This window comes from Streptomyces sp. NPDC087270 (genome assembly GCF_044744625.1).
GTDB lineage: Bacteria > Actinomycetota > Actinomycetes > Streptomycetales > Streptomycetaceae > Actinacidiphila.
Genome location: NZ_JBIUYR010000001.1, coordinates 626,844 through 642,600, shown reverse-complemented (window position 1 = coordinate 642,600; position 15,757 = coordinate 626,844). Strand labels below are relative to the sequence as shown.

The window sequence follows — 15,757 nt, the reverse complement described above, 5'->3', positions numbered from 1 at the left end:
ATCTCGCGGCGAACGGGCGTGCGGCGGGCTCGGGTGCGTTAATGGAAGCGGCGGCGCCGACCGGCGCCATGAAGTCCACGGGGGGACGCCATGGGGGAGTTCTCGGGTATCGACCCGACCGCGCTGAAGCAGATGATCTCGTCGTTCGACGGTGACCGGCAGCATCTGCGGGACCTGGTGTCGCGCTACATGGGGCAGTTCACGGCGAAGGGGCTCGACACCCAGGACCTGAGCAGTCTCCTGACGATCTGCGGCTGGCTGGACGACGAGTCGCCGAAGCTCAAACGGCGGGAGACCCTGGCCGCCGCGGCGGCCGCGGGCAACGGGCCGGACATGCACATGGTGCAGATCCCGGAGCCGGTCACCGAGTCGTCCGCGCAGGCGCAGGCGGACGGCAAGAAGCTGGCCCAGCAGTTCAACGCCAACAACGGCGGCGACAGCAAGGCCGGCGACCAATACCACACGCTCGCCCAGGAGTTGCTGGCACACCAGGACGACCCGGACTACTGCGCGGCCTTCTACGCCAACCTCACCCCGTCGGAGGCCACCTCACTGCCCACGCTGCTCGCCTCGACCCACAGCAGCACCGCCGGCAGCGACCTGACGGTCTTCAGCCACGCCCTCGGCACGGCGACCGACGCCGCCTACCCGGTGCCGGGCTTCGACAAGGTCGTCTCGTACTACACCTCGCCCCTGCCCAAGGGCTCCAACAGCGCGGCCTGGAACCGGGCCGCGATGCTCCAGTACGGCAACTTCTCCACGGACTTCCTGGTCAAGACCACCCGGGCGGCCGGGATGGACCAGTTCGCCAAGGACCCCAAGCAGAACTTCAGCAGCGACCCGTTCGACGCCGCCGACGTGCTCGGGCTGCCGAAGGACGTCGTGGCACTCGACCTCCACGCGCTGTCCCCGAACGAGGCCGCCACCCAGCAGGTCTTCGCCAACATGGGCCAGGACCCGGGCAAGACCGACCTGAACGGCAACCTCAAGTCCCTTGCCTCATACGTCGGTTCACAGCACGACGCGGACATGACCGCCGCGTTCCAGGCCACCCTCATGGCAGGCTCCGGCGACCACTCGACCCAGGGGCCGTACGGCTCGTACTACGCCCCGGTCCTGCACTCCGGAACCGAGACCGACTTCGCCACCGCCGCGATGAGCGCGCTCAGCGGCAGCAACGCCAAGCAGAGCGACTACCAGGACTTCATCGCCACCACCTTCGAGATGTTCGGCACGCCCGCCGGCGCCACCCCGCAGCAGACCGGCACCCAGACCGCGACACTGCTGAAGCTGACCCAGAGCGCCGACCCGAAGTGGCCCGCCACCCGCACCGCGATCCACTCCGCCGCCGACCAGGCCGAAGCGGGCAAGAACGACACCGGCTTCATGCAGGGCTACTACGGCAACGGCGGCGCCGACCTCGAATCGAACCTGGCGCTCGAACTCCACGCCATGGACGGCACCCACGGCGGCACCGTGCTCAGCCCGGACTCGACCAAGATCCTCGGCGAGTTCGGCGACAACCTGGCGGCGGCGACCCAGCTCAGCAAGGCCGGCAACCTCCCGCAGTTCGACGCGAAGACCTTCACCTCCCCCCACGACATGTGGTCGGCGAGCATGCTCGTCAAGTACGGCCCGTCCGGCGACAAGTGGGAACCCACGTTCCTGACGAACATGGGCGACGCCGCCCTGCACTGGCGAGCCGACCAGAAGGACAACCTGCGCCCGAGCTACTCCCCCGGGGACATGAGCCTCGCGCTGGTCGACAGCTGGGTCGACCCGGACAAGGACCCCTGGTACAAGGAACTCGGCCTGCACGAGGACAACGTCGACCAGAACATCGAGCAGCAGACGGCGATCGCGCAGGGCATCTCCGCCAACGACCCCAGCCTCGCGGTGCTGTCCAAGCTCGGCGAGAACCAGCAGGCGTCCCGCGACCTGCTCTCGGGCGGGGACGGCAAGTTCGCCGCCGAGCAGCTCGTCAACGCCAACTGGCAGACACCCGGAATCAGCGACGACTCCGAGTTCCCCTCCCAGGTCCTCCTGCAGGCGACCAAGCGCGGCAGCGGCAACAAGGACATCGACACCGACGCCACGAAGGCCGCCGCGAACGTCTTCCAGGCCGGCGCGAGCCACTACAAGTCCGGCGGGCAGCAGTTGCCGCCGAAGCTGGGGGTCGCCCTCGCCGACGTCGCCGGAGCCTACGTGCCGGACTTCACGAGCGCGCAGACCCACATGGGCTCGGCGGGATTCGAGGTCGACCACGACGCGAGCGGCCGGCCGCAGATCAACGCCAACCCCACGGACCTGAACCTCTTCATGCACGAGTTCATGAACGGCAACCCCGCGGCCGCCGGCGACTTCCGGGCCGCCGTGCACGCCAACATCACCACCGAGAGCGCCCGTTACCAGGGCGACAGCTCCTCGAAGGACGCCAGCACGGTCCTCACCAACCTGGGCCGGCTCGACGGCAGCATCGACAACGTCATGAGCGACCTGAAGTACCAGCCGGCGGCGAAGGCCGACGCGCAGGCGCAGAACGACGCGATGTACGCGTGGATCGCGGGCGGCCTGATCGGTCCGCTCATCCCGGAGGAGGCGCCCGCGATCGTGGCCATGGCCAACGGTGGCGGCAGCGCCTGGCTCTCCTACCAGTTCTCCACTACCCACGCCGCCGACGTCACCAACGCGGCGCAGAAGGCCGACTTCCAGGAGGAGCAGTCCCTCCAGATACCGGCGGCCAACGGCCTCATCCACGCGGGCACGATCAACCCGCCGCCGTACGCCTGGTACCACGACGGGAACTTCGACATGACCAAGTTCAACGGGACCGAGTACGACCGGTGGTTCGACGGGCTGCCCACCTCCCAGCAGAACACCATCAACCAGCTCTCCAACTACGCGAAGGAGGGCCACTCGCAGACCACCTCCGAGCACACAGGGAGCTCGAACAATGTCAACTGACGGAGCTGAGCGGGTGGCCGGAACGGTCGCGGGCGGGTCTGGGGCGCGCGGGTCTGGGGTGGGCGGATCTGGCGCGGGCGGATCTGGGGCGGGTCGGCGGGTACGGCCGGCGCGCGGACGCGGTACGGCCGCGTCCACCGTCGCCGTCTCGGTCGCGGTCGCTCTGGTCGGGCTGGTCGCGGTGGCCGGCTGCGGCGGCAAGGGGAAGCCGCACGCGCCGAAGCCGGGGCAGGCCGCGCTGCTCGGGACGTACGACGGCAGCACCACCGTCGGCCAGGCGCTGGGCTCCCTTCATCCGAACGGGGCGGCCACCGACGCCGCCGGCACCACCTATCTGCTCAACTCCCCGGCCCTGACCGGGCTGAGCGCCACCGGCAAGGGGAAGACCTTCCCCACGACCGGGAACCTCTTCGACGCGACCCCGCCGGAGGGCCTTGTGGCGATGCCGGACGGTTCGGTCGTGTTCGGGCACGGCGCCGAAGTGGTGCGGCTCGACCCGAAGAGCGGGAACACCTCGGTCCTGGCCGGCGACGCCGACCGGACACGTCCCTACAACACCTCGGCTCCCGCCACCGCGACGGCCGGCGACGTCCGCTTCACCCAAGCGGTCACCCCGGTCGGGGTGACCCGTGCGGGCGCGGTCGTGCTCGTCGACGACCGCGCGCTGTGGTCGCTGTCGTCCGGCCGGCTCACCCGCGTCGCACAGCAACCGGTCGGCCACGGCAAGGACACCACCTTCCTCAACGTGGGCGACGCCGTGGCCCCCGACGGCACGACGTACCTGCGAGGGACGAAGAGCAGTTCCACCACCCTCGCCGACGTCCGCGTGGTCTCCCCCCAGGGCGGGACGACCGCGTTGTCGCTGCCCGCATCCGTCCCCGGCGTCAACGGCCGCCCCGCCGACCTCACCACCACCTGGCTCGCCTCCGACGGCGCCGACGGCCTCTACGTCCACGCGGTACAACTCACCCACGGCAACGGCGACTACGTCCTCCACCTCCACGACGGCAGCGCCACCCTGCTGCTGTCCGCGAAGCCCTCCACGAGCGCCGCCAAGAGCGGAACCTGCGACGTCCACCACCCCGTCGACGCCACCCGCTTCCCCTGCGCCCTCCCCCGCACCCTGACCTACCACGCCGGCCAACTGACCCTCGCCGGCGAGAAGTCCTACGTCGTCCGCCTCCCGGCGACCCAGGCATGAACCCCCGCACCCGTCCCGCCGCCACGGCTCTGGCCGGCGCACTGCTCGCACTGCTCGCACTGGCCGCGTGCGGCGGGGGCGGCACCGGGTCAGGCCCGGCTGCTGACGGGCCCGACCCGGCGGACGGGGGCTACCGGCGCCGCTCCCCGCGCGGCGCGGGCCCTCAGCTCGCGGTGGCGGCGGTGTAGCGGGCGCTGACGTCGGTCCAGTTCACCAGGTCCCACAGCTTGGTGACGTAGTCCGGGCGGACGTTCTTGTACTGGAGGTAGTAGGCGTGCTCCCAGGCGTCGAAGACCAGCAGCGGGGTGGTGCCCTGGCCGACGTTGCCGTGGTGGTCGTAGACCTGCTCGATGATCAGCCGCTTGCCCAGCGGCTCCCAGCCGAGCACGCCCCAACCGGAGCCCTGCACGGACGCGGTGGCGGTGGTGAGCTGCTTCTTGAACGCCTCGAAACCACCGAGGTGCTCGTCGATCGCGGTGGCCAGCGCGCCGTCGGGGCGGTCCCCGCCGTCGGGCGAGAGGTTCTGCCAGAAGATGGAGTGCAGGACGTGCCCGGAGAGGTTGAACGCGAAGGTCTTCTCCAGCCCGACCAGCCCGGTCGGGGTGATCGCGTCCTTGTCGCGGGCCTCGGCGATCTGCTCCAGCGTGTCGTTCGCGCCCTTGACGTAAGCGGCGTGGTGCTTCGCGTGGTGCAGCTCCAGGATCTCCCCGGTGATCGCCGGCGCGAGCGCGGAGTAGTCGTACGGCAGGTCCGGAAGAGCGTAGGTGCCCATCAGGCACGGCCCCTTTCCACGATGGTCGTCAACATGCCACGACCCACCCTAGACCCCTATTGCGAAGAGCTTGCAACAGCTTCTCTATTGCAGGAGCATGGTGTCGGGCGGGGCCCGCCCGACAGCTTCCGGAAGCCCGCTTCCTCGCTGATCGTCTTTCACCCGGCACCCGCCGGCCGGCCGGCCCCGCCCACTGAGCACCCGTACGGCGACCGGCCTGGTGGCGCGGAAACCGCAGGTCACGGGCGTGAAGGACCTGCTGAGCCCTGGACCGGCAGTACACCCCTCATGGCCCGGACCCGTCGTGGCCTCGAAGGCACGAAGACCACGGCGAGGTCCGGGAGCGCCGCGACGGTGGAGGAGCCACCGACCCTGCCGCAGTTCCGGACTCCCGCCGCAGCCGCCTGAAGGTCGTGTACGTTTGCTGCTGGTGTGCCGGGAAGTCTGGTCGGCGAATACGAGAGAACTCTCTTCGCTGATCGGGGTCTTCCATGGTGCTCGTCGTCGTCTTCGGGGCGGCGCCGCTGGTCGCGGTGCCGCGGTCGGGTGTTGTCCCCCGGCCGGTGCGGCCGGCCTCCCCGCCCTTCCCGGTCGGCGGCGCGCTCGTCGGTGACGGCGGGCTCGGGCGCGTACGCAGCCCGCCAGGCAGCCCGATCGTCGCGGCCACCGCCGATCTCGGCCCGTTCACCGCCCTGTTCACCGTGCCGTTCACCGTGCTGTTCACCGGTGGCCGGCACCTCTCCTTCCGCGCGAGCCCGTGTCCGGCCGCGTTCGAGTCGCCCGGCGAGTCGCCCGGCGTCGCGCCCGGCGACGAACCAGGGCCGCCGCCCACGGCCCCTACCCAGGAGGCAGGACATGCGCGCTCGTGAACTCGCCCGGTCCTACCCGACCGTGACCCTCGGCAGCCCCGCGCTCGACGCGGCCCGGCTGCTGGCGGGCCGCGGACTGCCCGGGGTGCTGGTGGTGGACGCGGACGGCGCCCCGTACGCGATCGTGCCGGCCTCGCGGTTCGTACGGCTCCTGGTGCCGTCGTACGTGGTCGAGGACCCGACGCTGGCCGCCGTCGTCGACGAGCAGCACGCGGACCGGCTCTGCGCCGCGCTGGCGGACCGGGCGGTCGCCGACATCCTGCCGAGGGAGCGGATGGCGGCGCCCGTGGTCGCCGGTGACGCCACCGTGCTGGAGGTGGCGGCGCTGATGGCCCGCGAACGCAGCCCGCTGGTCGCCGTGATGGCGAAGGAACCCGACGGCACCCGCCTGCTCGGCGTGATCACCGCCTCCCATCTGCTGGACCGACTGCTCGGAGTGGCATGAACGACTGGCACGGCTGGGCGGCGCTGGCCGTCTTCATCGGCACCTACGCCCTGATCATCAGCGAGCGAATACACCGCGTCGCCGCGGCGATGGGCGGCGCGTCGCTGATGCTGCTGGTCGGGGCGACCGACGGCAACGCCGCCTTCTACTCCGAGCGCGCCGGCATCGACTGGAACGTCATCTTCCTGCTGATGGGCATGATGATGATCGTCGGAGTGCTCAAACGCACCGGCCTGTTCGAGTACCTCGCGATCTGGTCGGTGCGGAAGGCCCGGGCCCGGCCCTTCCGGGTGATGGTGATGCTCATCGCCATCACCGCGATCGCCTCGGCGCTGCTGGACAACGTCACCACCGTGCTGCTCGTCGCCCCCGTCACGCTGCTGATCTGCGAGCGTCTCGCGCTGCCGATCGCCCCGTTCCTGATCGTCGAGGTCTTCGCGTCGAACATCGGCGGCATCGCCACCCTCGTCGGCGACCCGCCGAACATCATCATCGGCAGCCGGGCCGGGCTGACCTTCAACGACTTCCTGGTGCACCTCGCGCCGCTGGCCGTGCTGCTGGTGCTGGTGCTGATCGGCCTGGCCCGGCTCATGTTCCGCTCCGCCTTCGTCTACGACGCCGACCGCGCCGCCGAAGTGCTCGCGCTGGACGGGCGCGAGGCGATCCGGGACGCGCGGCTGCTCGTCCAGGGGCTGACGGTGCTGGGCCTGGTGATCGCCGGGTTCGTGCTGCACCCGCTGATCGGGTTCGAGCCGAGCATCGTGGCGCTGCTCGGCGCGGGTCTGCTGGTGGCGGTCTCCACCGTGGAGACCGGCGAGGTGCTCGCCGAGGTGGAGTGGCCGACGCTGGCGTTCTTCGCCGGGCTGTTCGTGATGATCGGCGGGCTGATCGAGACCGGGGTCGTCGCACACGTCTCCGACGCGCTCGCCGGCGCCGTCGGCGACAAGGAGTTCGGCGGCTCCATGCTGATGCTCGGCGCCTCGGGCGTGCTGTCCGGCGTCATCGACAACATCCCCTACGTCGCGACCATGGCGCCGGTCACCGCCGACCTCGTCCACCACCTCGGCGGTGCGAGCGACCACGTGATGTGGTGGGCGCTGGCGGCCGGTGCCGACCTGGGCGGCAACGCCACCGCGATCGGCGCGTCCGCCAACGTCGTCGTGCTCGGCATCGCCGAACGCTCCGGACGCCCCATCTCCTTCTGGCAGTTCACCCGCTACGGGCTCGTCGTCACCGCCGCGACGGTCGGCACGTCAGCGGTCTACCTGTGGCTGCGCTACTTCGCGCTGGCCTAGCGCCTGCCGCGACGACGTGCCGGCCCGCACGGTGCGCTCGTCCCTGCGCGGGCCGCGTATCGCGCGAGCCGGGCCGAGCAGATCCAGCGCCTCGTCCCGGCGAAAGCCGCCCGCTCCCCCCTTCACGTCAGCGCCGCGCCCGTGACGCCCGTACGTTTCAGAGCATCCGCTCGGCCGCCGCCGCCCGTGCGCGCAGCGCGTCGGCCTCCTCGTGCCGGCCTCGGGCAGCCAAGATCCGCGCCCGGTACTCCATCGCGTACCCGTCGCCCAACTCCTCGGCGCGCACGAACGCCTGCACGGCCCGCTCCAGGTCCCCCCGGTCCCGGAAGAGCACGCCCAGCGCCGTGATCGGGAACGCCTGCTACTGGGCCAAGGAGCCCCAGCGGGTCGCCGTGGCCGGCGCGGGTGCCCCACCCGTGCAACCGGATTGAGCGGACGGTGGGCTGTCCACCGGGGGCGGCGGGCAGGGTGCCCCCGAACCCCGTTCCGCACACCCGCCGTCGGGCCGCCGGGATGTCGGGCCGTCGGCTGATCACGGCGGCCAAATGAGGCGGCGGTGCGCGGCCTCCGCCGGCAGCCCGTCGAACGGCAGCGGGGAGCCCTGGCCGGAGCGCGGCGAGGCGGCCGTGTCCGTCACGGCGAGCAGGGACTCCCGGATGTCACGAACGGTCCGGGGCGAAAGCCCAACGCCGGGCTCACGCCGCGCTTGACGGGGTGGCGTCGACGGCGGTGGTCTGCTGGTCGATGGTGTAGACGGAGGTGCGGCCGGAAGGGGAGATGACTCCGAGCTGGGACTGCATGTCGTGCTCCACCACCTGGTCCATGGGCACGGAGCCGTTCTTCACGAACGGTTGCAGGCTCGGGCCGAGGTTGACGGCGGAGGTGAGGTCCTTCGCTAGGACGGTCTCGTCGACGGCGCTGTCGCTGAGGACGAGGGCGCCGCCGTCCTTGGTGCGGAGGGCGAAGGTCGCGCCGGCCGGCGGGCGGGCGGCCTTGTAGTCGGCGTAGGCGTGGCCGTCCATGCTGTTGCCGCGATCGGTGTAGACGGATATGGCGGCGTCGCGCTCCTTGGTCTTCGCCAGGTCGGACTTCTCGCCGCCGGTGGCGTAGAGGTCGGCGACCATGCCGGCCAGGTCCTTCGGCGCGTGGGTGCCGATCTTGGCCGCGGGGTCGACGACGGTCGCCAGGCCGTTCCCGTCGAGGGCGAGCGCCGGGACGGCCTTCTGCTCGGCCCCGGAGAAGCCGGCCGCGGCCACCGCGCGCCAACCACCGCTCAGGTGCTGGAAGACGAGGAAGCGAATGTACGTGGTCGCCGGCGTGCCCGCCTTGCCGGCCTTGAGCTCCGCGATCCTGGCCTTCATCACGAACCAGTTCGCCTTCGCGGAGGCCGGCGGTATGAAGAAGGAGCGCTGGACGTACACGAACGGCGCCAGGTTCGCCGCGACCTCCTTCTTGTCCAGCTTGGGCAGTTGCGTGAAGTACCCGTTGTCGGAGGCGAGCATCGCGCCGGCCTCGACCTTGGCCATCAGCGTCGGGCTGTGCTGGGCGTTGGCCTGGTTGTTGACGCTCTGGTAGGTGTCGACGACCTTGTCCGCCTCGCTCGCGGGGAGCAGCGGCTGCTCGGCGGCGGCTCTCGTCGCCGTCGAGTCGGAGGGCGAGGGGGAGCCGGATGAGGAGGAGCAGCCCGCGGCGAGGGCGAGCGAGGCGGTGGCGGCGGCGAGCAGAGTGGTGGTGGACGCGGTGCGTCGAGTGCGATGCGGCATGACGGCGCTGATTCCCCGTGGAGTTGTGGAGTTGTCGGTTGTCCGCGCCGGCACCATCGCCGGCAACGGTGGTATCGGGCAACGGTATCGGCCGGACCGAACCGGCCGGGCGTCGCTTGGTCTCCCGGGGGCCGCTTGCTGTCAGCGACGGTGCGCGAGGGCGCGGCGCAGGTCGTCGAGGCCGTCGGCGAGGTGGCGGCGCAGGGAGGGGGTCAGGTCGGTCCTGGCCAGGCACGCCTCCGCCGCGCGGATGGTGTCCGGGTGGGCCGCGCCCACCGGGAAGAGCCCGTGGCCGAGTGCGCCCGCGACCGCGCCACCACGCTGCCCGGCCGCCGGGACCTCCTCGAAGTACCGCAGCGCGTAGTCCTGTTGGCCGCGAGGCGAGCCGGAACGCCAGAAGCCCTCCGCGGTCGCGGTGAGCAGGGGGCCGGCGAGCGCGTCGGGGGTGAACAGCCGCTGCCAGGCCCGTTCCTTCGCGGCGTCGTCCGGGAGCGCGGCGCGGGCCCGGGCCGCGCCCAGCTCACCGGTGTCGCTGGGGTCGGCCGCTAGCTCGGCGGCGATCCGTGCCTCGTCGGCCGCCCCGGTCGCGGCGAGCCGGGTCAGCGCGGCCCAGCGAAGGCTCGCGTCGAAGTCGACGCCGTCCGGCAGGTCGCGGCCGTCCAGCCAGCCGTCGAGCTCCGCTCGCCGGCCCTCCCCCGACGCTGTGTCGATCACGCCGCGCAGGGCGGCGATCCGCAGTCCGCGTCCGGCGTCCGGGCGGGCGAGCACGGCGCGTGCGGCGTCGCCGAGCAGGAGGAGCGCGGCGGGCCGTTGGTCCGGGTCGAGGTAGCGGGCGACGACATGGTCGCGGGCGAAGGTCAGCACCGCCCCGACGATGCTGTCCGAGCTCTCGGCCGGGAGGTGGGCGGCGACCAGGCGCAGGTAGTCGGCGGCGGGCAGTTCGGCGCCGCGGGTCAGGTCCCGGAGGTGCTCCCAGAGCACGGCGCGGCCCAACTCGTCCTCGACGGCGGACAGCGAGGCGGTCACGGTGGCCGCGGAGTGCTCGTCGAGCCGGACCCGCGCCCAGGTCAGGTCGCCGTCGTTGGGCAGCAGCAGGGCGGCGCGCGGCGCACCGACCAGTTCGGGCAGCGGGGTACGTCCCCCGGGCGCGACCTCGGCGTCCAGCCGCCGGCGGGCCACGAGCGCGGCACCGTCCCGCTCGCGTACGCCGTCCCGCCCGGCCCCGCCGTGCCCCTCACGCCCGCCGGCCCACTCGTACACACCGATCCGCACCCGGTGCGGGCGGCTGCCGTCGTTGACCAGCACGGCGGAGGTGACGGCCCCGCCGGTCGCCCCGGCCCCGGCCTCGGCCTCGACCCCGGCCTCGACCTCGACCTCGATCCGCAGCGTGTCGACGCCCGTGGTGCGCAGCCACCGGTCGGCCCAGCCCGGCACGTCCGGGCCGTCTGCGGAAGTCAGCGCGGCGAGGAAGTCGGCCAGGCCGGCGTTGCCCCGGCGGTGCTCGGCGAAGTAGGCGTTGACCCCGGCGAAGAACGCCTGGTCACCGAGGAGGTACATCAGCTGGTGCAGCGCCGAGGCGCCCTTGGCGTACGAGATCCCGTCGAAGTTGGACAGCGCCTCGGCGGCGGAGTCCGCCCCGGTGGCGGCGACGCGGTGCGTGGTGGGGCGCTGGTCGGCGTCGTAGCCCCACCCCTTGTGGCCCGCGGCGAACAGCGCCCAGGCGCCGGTGTAGCGGGTGGCCTCGGCCGCGATCCGGTAGCCGAGCACCTCGGCAAAGGACTCGTTCAGCCAGATGTCGTCCCACCAGGCCAGGGTGACCAGGTTGCCGAACCACATGTGGGCCATCTCGTGGCACACGACCACCGCCCGGTTCACGCGCTGCGCGTCGGTCGGCGCGGAGCGGAAGAGCATCGTGTCCTGGAAGGTGACGCAGCCCGGGCTCTCCATCGCCGCCCAGTTCAGCTCGGGCAGGAACACCTGGTCGTACCCGCCGAACGGGTAGCGCTCCTCGAAGAGTTCGTGCAGCCGGTCGAACGACGCCCGGGTCAGCTCGAACAACTCCCCTGCCTCCCGGTCGAGTTCGGCGGCGAGCGAGCGACGGGCGTACAGGCCGAGCGGGATGCCGTCGTGCTCGGCGCGCACGGCGTGCAGCGGACCGGCGACCACGGTCGTCAGGTAGGTGGAGATCGCGCCGATCGGGTCGATCCGCCAACGGCCGTCGGGCAGGCGGCCGTTGGCGCCGTTGCCGATCACCGTCCAGCCCTCGGGCGCGGCGACGGTGAAGGAGAACGGCGCCTTCAGGTCCGGCTGGTCGAAGCAGGCGAAGACCTTCGGCGTGAGGTCGGGAGCGCACGCCGCGTACACGTAGACCTCGCCATCGGCCGGGTCGGTGAAGCGGTGCAGGCCCTCGGCGGTGCGCGAGTACGGCATGTCGGCCTCGACCAGCAACTCGTTCCCTGCGGCCAGCGCGGGCAGCGGCAGGCGGTTGCCGTCGAGGGTGCCGGGGTCGAGCGGCCGGCCGTTCAACTCGACGCGCAGCAAAGCCCCGGGCTCGATGTCCACGAAGGACGCCGCACCGGGCTCCACGCACCCGAAGCGGATCACCGCCGTGCTGCGGAAGCCCTCCTCGCCACGGGTGAGGTCCAAGGTGACGGAGTAGGAGAGGACGTCGAGCAGGTGCGCGCGCACCTCGGCTTCGTTGCGCAGAAGGGCTGGCATCCCCGCATGCTGCCCCAGCCCCCACACGTCGGACAACCCGATAGAGACGACCGCAGCGGCCGCGAACCGGCCTTCGAGGAGGCGGCGGCCCCGGGAAAAGCCGGCCCGATTGTCATGGTCACCCCCTAGAATCCGGCTGCCCGCACGACGGCTTCCCGCTGATCGTGACGCAGGGCGTATCCCAGGGGGGATCATGAGAGAACCGAAAGGCGCCGCCACGTCGCGGCGCAGGTCGTGGACGAGACGGCGGAGGGCCGGGGCGGTGCGCGGGACGACCGCGCTGACCGCCGCGCTCGCCACGGCGGCGACCCTGTGGCTCGCGCCGGCCGCCGCGGCGACCGGCGGCACGAGTGTGGCACCGGCCGGTGCCGGGACCTCCTCGACCGCCCGTGCCGGCGGGCACGCACCAGCCGACGCGGCGGCCGCGAAGCCCGCGCCGGGCTCGGCGGCAGCGAAGGCCGCGAGTTCCAGGACCGCGGCGAAGTCCCTCGCGAAGTCCCCGGCCGAATCCGCCGGAAGGTCGGCCGCGAAGTCCACCGCGCCGCCGCGGGCATGGACCAAGTCCGACGCCGAGAAGGCGCACGCCCAGGCGGTGCGGCAGACCACCGCCGCCGACTCACCCGACGCCTGCTCCGGCGCCTTGGCACCGCACACCGTCTACTCCTGCGCCGATCCGGAGAACGGCGACCCCGTCTACACGCTCGACCTGCCGCGGTCGAAGGACGTGCTCTTCGTCCAGGTCGTCGCACGGGACCCCTTCGCGCCGACCCCGGTGGTCACCGCGCCCGACGGCACCATCCTCACCTGCGACCGTCCGGACGACCCGCAGCAGCAGAGCTACGGCACCCTGCGCTGCCCGACCGCGCAGGCCGGCACGTACACGCTGACGGTCCCCGGCGCCGGCTTCACCGTCGCCTGGAACGCCCTGCTGTCGGACGCCGCCTGCACCACGCTGTCCGCCCAGGACACCGCGCTGGGCGCGCCCGTCGCCCTGGCCGGCTCCCTGGACGCCGGCTCCCCCGGCGACTGCTACAGCCTTCCGCTGGCGGCCGGGGACGTCCTGCGCTCCCGGGTGTCGGACTGGACCGACAACGCGTGGGTCTACGACGCCGACGGCACCCAGGTGTGCGCCAAGGGCGACGGCTCCTTCGAGATGGACTGCACCCTCACCGGTTCCGCGCCCTACCGGGTCCAACTCGACCAGCGCGAAGCCGAACAGAGCAGCTACACCCTCTCCTTCGCCCGCCTGTCCACTCCGACCGGCTGCCCGGCCTTGGACCCGCAGGCTTACGGCACCGTCCCGGACGCGTCGTCCACCGCGCGCTGCCGCACCCTGCACGTCACAGCCGCCGGGCCGTACGTCTTCGGTACCGCGGCCGCCGACCACGGCGTCACCGGCGCCCTGTACCGGGCCGACGGCACCGAGGTCTGCACCGAGGACCAGAGCACGGCGTGTGCGCTGACCGCGGGTGACTACACCTGGGCCCGCGACTTCCAGGACAGCGGACCCGCCGCCTACGGCGTGTGGTTCCGCGCCGCGGCGAGCACCGACGGCTGCACGGCCGGCCGCGACGACGAGTTCGCCTCCGGGTCTCTGACCGGGGCCTTCGCCGGCCAGGGCGAGGAGCTGTGCTGGACGCTGCCGACCGCGACCGGCCAGGGCCTCTACCTGCTCGACCAGCAGGAGGGTCGCGGGGCGCAACTGGAGGAGGCCGTCTACGACTCCGCGGGCGCCCGGCAGTGCGCCGACGACACCGTCCGCCTGGTGTGCAAGCTCACCGGCACCGCGCCCTTCCACCTGGCGCTCGGGAACACCGCGACCGGCAGCGACTCCGGTGCTGACACGGGCAGTTACGTCTACACCGTGCAGCGCACCGGCTCCACCAGCGGTTGCACCGCCTGGCCGCAGTCCGCGTTCGGCGGCTCCTACGGCGCGGAGGTCTCCCTCACGGCCGCGCAGCAGATGCGCTGCCTCGCCCTCCCGGCGGACAGCCACTCCACCGCGGAGATGCTCGACTTCACCAACACCTCCAACCGGCTCGACGCCTCCTACCAGGTCTACGACGCGGCGGGCGAGAAGGTCTGTGCCAGTTCGGGCAGTTCGCTGACCACCTGCCGCTTCGCCACCGGCACCGCCTACCAGGTGCTGCTGGTGGGCACCGGCTATGACGACACCTACGACGTGGTCCGGCGCGACATCTCCTCCACCGCGTCCTGCAAGGCGCCCGCGTCCCTCACCGTCGGCGGCGCCGCGACCGCCTACTCCTTCGGCTCCGCCCTGGACAGCGGCTGCCTGCACGTGTCCGCCGCGGCCACCGACAAGCTGTGGCTGTCGGTCCGCACGCCGAACCCGGAGTACAAAACGGGAGCCGACCTGTTCGTCGCGGACGCCGACGGCACCGTCGTGTGCTGGCAGCAGGGCACCGCATGCCGCGTCACCGGCTCGACGTCCTACGTGATCGGCGCGGTGGCCTCCGGCTACGACGGCGACCCCATCGCCGCACGGGTGGACACCTGGAAGGTGGGCACAGCCGCCGGCTGGGTGCCGCAGTGCACGGCCAACCAGCTTTCGCCGGACGGCTTCCCGGTCCAGAGCGGTAGCTTCACCGAGTCCGCGTCCGGCTACTGCGCGGTGATGGACCTCAAGCCCTCGCAGCGGTTCGACGTCTACGGCACCGACAGCGACATCGCCGGCTACGCGCTCTCGGTGGACCTCCTGGGCACCACGGGCTTCGCCGGGACCTCGATCAACACCGCCTACCAGTGCGCCATGTACAGCCCCGGCTTCCACTCCTCCTGCCTGACCGACTCCTCCGCTCCGGCCGGGCAGTACATCCTGGTGATCTCGGCGGACCACACCACGGCCCCGGTGGAGTACTCGGTCCAGGGGGTGTGCAGCCAGGGTTGCTCCACCCAGCACCCCCACGCCGATGTCACCTCCCTGAGTCCGGCGACCGGCAAGGCCGGCACCGCCACCCAGGTCGTCGTGCACGGCTCGGACCTCACCCTCGGAACGGACGTCGAACTGGCGAGCAACGGCGTCCCCCCGTCGTCCGGCTCGTGGAGCAGCCCCGTCTCGGTGAGCGCCGACGGCACGTCGTTGACGGTGCTTCTGAACCCGGGGTCCGCCGATCCGGGCGACTACGACGTCGTCGTCGACCAACCCGGCTACAGCGTCGGCACCAAGTCGACCGGCTACCTGCCGGACGGCTTCACCGTCACCCCCGCCGCCACGGCCTCGCACGGCCGGTTCGTCCCGGTCACGCCGACGCGCTTCCTGGACACCCGCAACGGAACCGGGGCACCGAAGGCACAGGTCGGAGCCGGCAAGACCGTGCGGCTGACCGTCGCCGGAGCACACGGCGTCCCTGCCTCCGGCGTCACCGCGGTGACCATGAACGTGACCGCCGTACAACCCACCACGACCGGCCACATCACCGTCTACCCCGACGGACAGCAACTGCCCTCCGTCTCCAGCGTCAGCTACCAGGCCGGCCACACCATCGCCAACCTGGTGACCGTACCGGTGCACAACGGCGTCGTGGACCTCGAGAACAGCGCCGGCACGGTCGACCTCCTCGCCGACGTCACCGGCTACTACACCGACGGCGGCAACGGATCGGCCCTGACGACGATCACGCCGACGCGCTTCCTGGACACCCGCAACGGAACCGGGGCACCGAAGGCACAGGTCGGAGCCGGCAAGACCGTGCGGCTGACCGTCGCCGGA

General features: G+C 72.1%; 9 protein-coding genes and 1 pseudogene. 6 read left to right on the top strand and 4 right to left on the bottom strand.

Annotated features, from left to right (window positions below; all coding sequences use genetic code 11):
- Nucleotides 1-90: 90 nt before the first annotated feature.
- Together ACIPAE_RS02840 and ACIPAE_RS02835 are read left to right on the top strand one after the other, a co-directional pair.
- Nucleotides 91-2,964 (top strand): DUF6571 family protein, encoded by a 2,874-nt coding sequence (locus ACIPAE_RS02840; protein ID WP_402442451.1) that lies wholly within the window; start codon nucleotides 91-93, stop codon nucleotides 2,962-2,964.
- A gap of 58 nt (nucleotides 2,965-3,022) precedes the next feature.
- Entirely contained in the window at nucleotides 3,023-4,165 is a 1,143-nt protein-coding gene (locus tag ACIPAE_RS02835; RefSeq protein ID WP_402442449.1) for a hypothetical protein, read from the top strand.
- Between the two features lie 163 nt (nucleotides 4,166-4,328).
- Here the strand turns inward: ACIPAE_RS02835 and ACIPAE_RS02830 are convergent, their stop codons facing one another.
- The gene (locus ACIPAE_RS02830; RefSeq protein WP_329366509.1) at nucleotides 4,329-4,937 is read right to left on the bottom strand and encodes a superoxide dismutase; all 609 of its coding nucleotides are present in this window, start codon (nucleotides 4,935-4,937) and stop codon (nucleotides 4,329-4,331) included.
- 491 nt (nucleotides 4,938-5,428) lie between these two features.
- Between ACIPAE_RS02830 and ACIPAE_RS02825 the strand changes: the two genes are divergently transcribed.
- The 3 genes from ACIPAE_RS02825 to ACIPAE_RS02815 are packed head-to-tail and all read left to right on the top strand — an operon-like array spanning nucleotide 5,429 to nucleotide 7,546.
- Nucleotides 5,429-5,806 carry a hypothetical protein gene (locus tag ACIPAE_RS02825; protein ID WP_402442447.1) on the top strand — a complete coding sequence of 126 codons (378 nt, stop codon included), beginning with the start codon at nucleotides 5,429-5,431 and terminating at the stop codon, nucleotides 5,804-5,806.
- Nucleotides 5,793-6,251 carry a CBS domain-containing protein gene (locus ACIPAE_RS02820; protein ID WP_402442446.1) on the top strand — a complete coding sequence of 153 codons (459 nt, stop codon included), beginning with the start codon at nucleotides 5,793-5,795 and terminating at the stop codon, nucleotides 6,249-6,251. The genes ACIPAE_RS02825 and ACIPAE_RS02820 overlap by 14 nt, the downstream gene beginning before the upstream one ends.
- Nucleotides 6,248-7,546 (top strand): SLC13 family permease, encoded by a 1,299-nt coding sequence (locus ACIPAE_RS02815; protein ID WP_402442444.1) that lies wholly within the window; start codon nucleotides 6,248-6,250, stop codon nucleotides 7,544-7,546. The genes ACIPAE_RS02820 and ACIPAE_RS02815 overlap by 4 nt, the downstream gene beginning before the upstream one ends.
- Nucleotides 7,547-7,703: 157 nt before the next feature.
- Here ACIPAE_RS02815 and ACIPAE_RS02810 read toward each other — a convergent pair whose 3' ends face one another.
- The 3 genes from ACIPAE_RS02810 to pepN all read right to left on the bottom strand — a co-directional run bounded on the left by ACIPAE_RS02810 (nucleotide 7,704) and on the right by pepN (nucleotide 12,027).
- A complete protein-coding gene (locus ACIPAE_RS02810; RefSeq protein ID WP_402442442.1) occupies nucleotides 7,704-7,880 on the bottom strand; it encodes a hypothetical protein in 177 nt (58 codons plus the stop codon).
- Between the two features lie 361 nt (nucleotides 7,881-8,241).
- A complete protein-coding gene (locus ACIPAE_RS02805) occupies nucleotides 8,242-9,309 on the bottom strand; it encodes a hypothetical protein (protein WP_402442441.1) in 1,068 nt (355 codons plus the stop codon).
- A gap of 141 nt (nucleotides 9,310-9,450) precedes the next feature.
- Nucleotides 9,451-12,027, bottom strand: a complete 2,577-nt coding sequence (pepN, locus tag ACIPAE_RS02800; protein WP_402442439.1) for an aminopeptidase N — start codon at nucleotides 12,025-12,027, stop codon at nucleotides 9,451-9,453.
- 262 nt (nucleotides 12,028-12,289) lie between these two features.
- Between pepN and ACIPAE_RS02795 the strand changes: the two are divergent.
- Nucleotides 12,290-15,757 (top strand): annotated as a pseudogene (locus ACIPAE_RS02795) (hypothetical protein); the annotation flags it as partial.

Excerpts from the sequence above, each read along its gene's own strand:
- ACIPAE_RS02820 (WP_402442446.1), top strand. The coding sequence starts at position 5,793 with ATGCGCGCTCGTGAACTCGCCCGGTCCTACCCGACCGTGACCCTCGGC.
- pepN (WP_402442439.1), bottom strand. The coding sequence starts at position 12,027 with ATGCCAGCCCTTCTGCGCAACGAAGCCGAGGTGCGCGCGCACCTGCTC.
- ACIPAE_RS02805 (WP_402442441.1), bottom strand. The coding sequence starts at position 9,309 with ATGCCGCATCGCACTCGACGCACCGCGTCCACCACCACTCTGCTCGCC.
- ACIPAE_RS02840 (WP_402442451.1), top strand. The coding sequence starts at position 91 with ATGGGGGAGTTCTCGGGTATCGACCCGACCGCGCTGAAGCAGATGATC.
- ACIPAE_RS02815 (WP_402442444.1), top strand. The coding sequence starts at position 6,248 with ATGAACGACTGGCACGGCTGGGCGGCGCTGGCCGTCTTCATCGGCACC.
- ACIPAE_RS02825 (WP_402442447.1), top strand. The coding sequence starts at position 5,429 with ATGGTGCTCGTCGTCGTCTTCGGGGCGGCGCCGCTGGTCGCGGTGCCG.
- ACIPAE_RS02830 (WP_329366509.1), bottom strand. The coding sequence starts at position 4,937 with ATGGGCACCTACGCTCTTCCGGACCTGCCGTACGACTACTCCGCGCTC.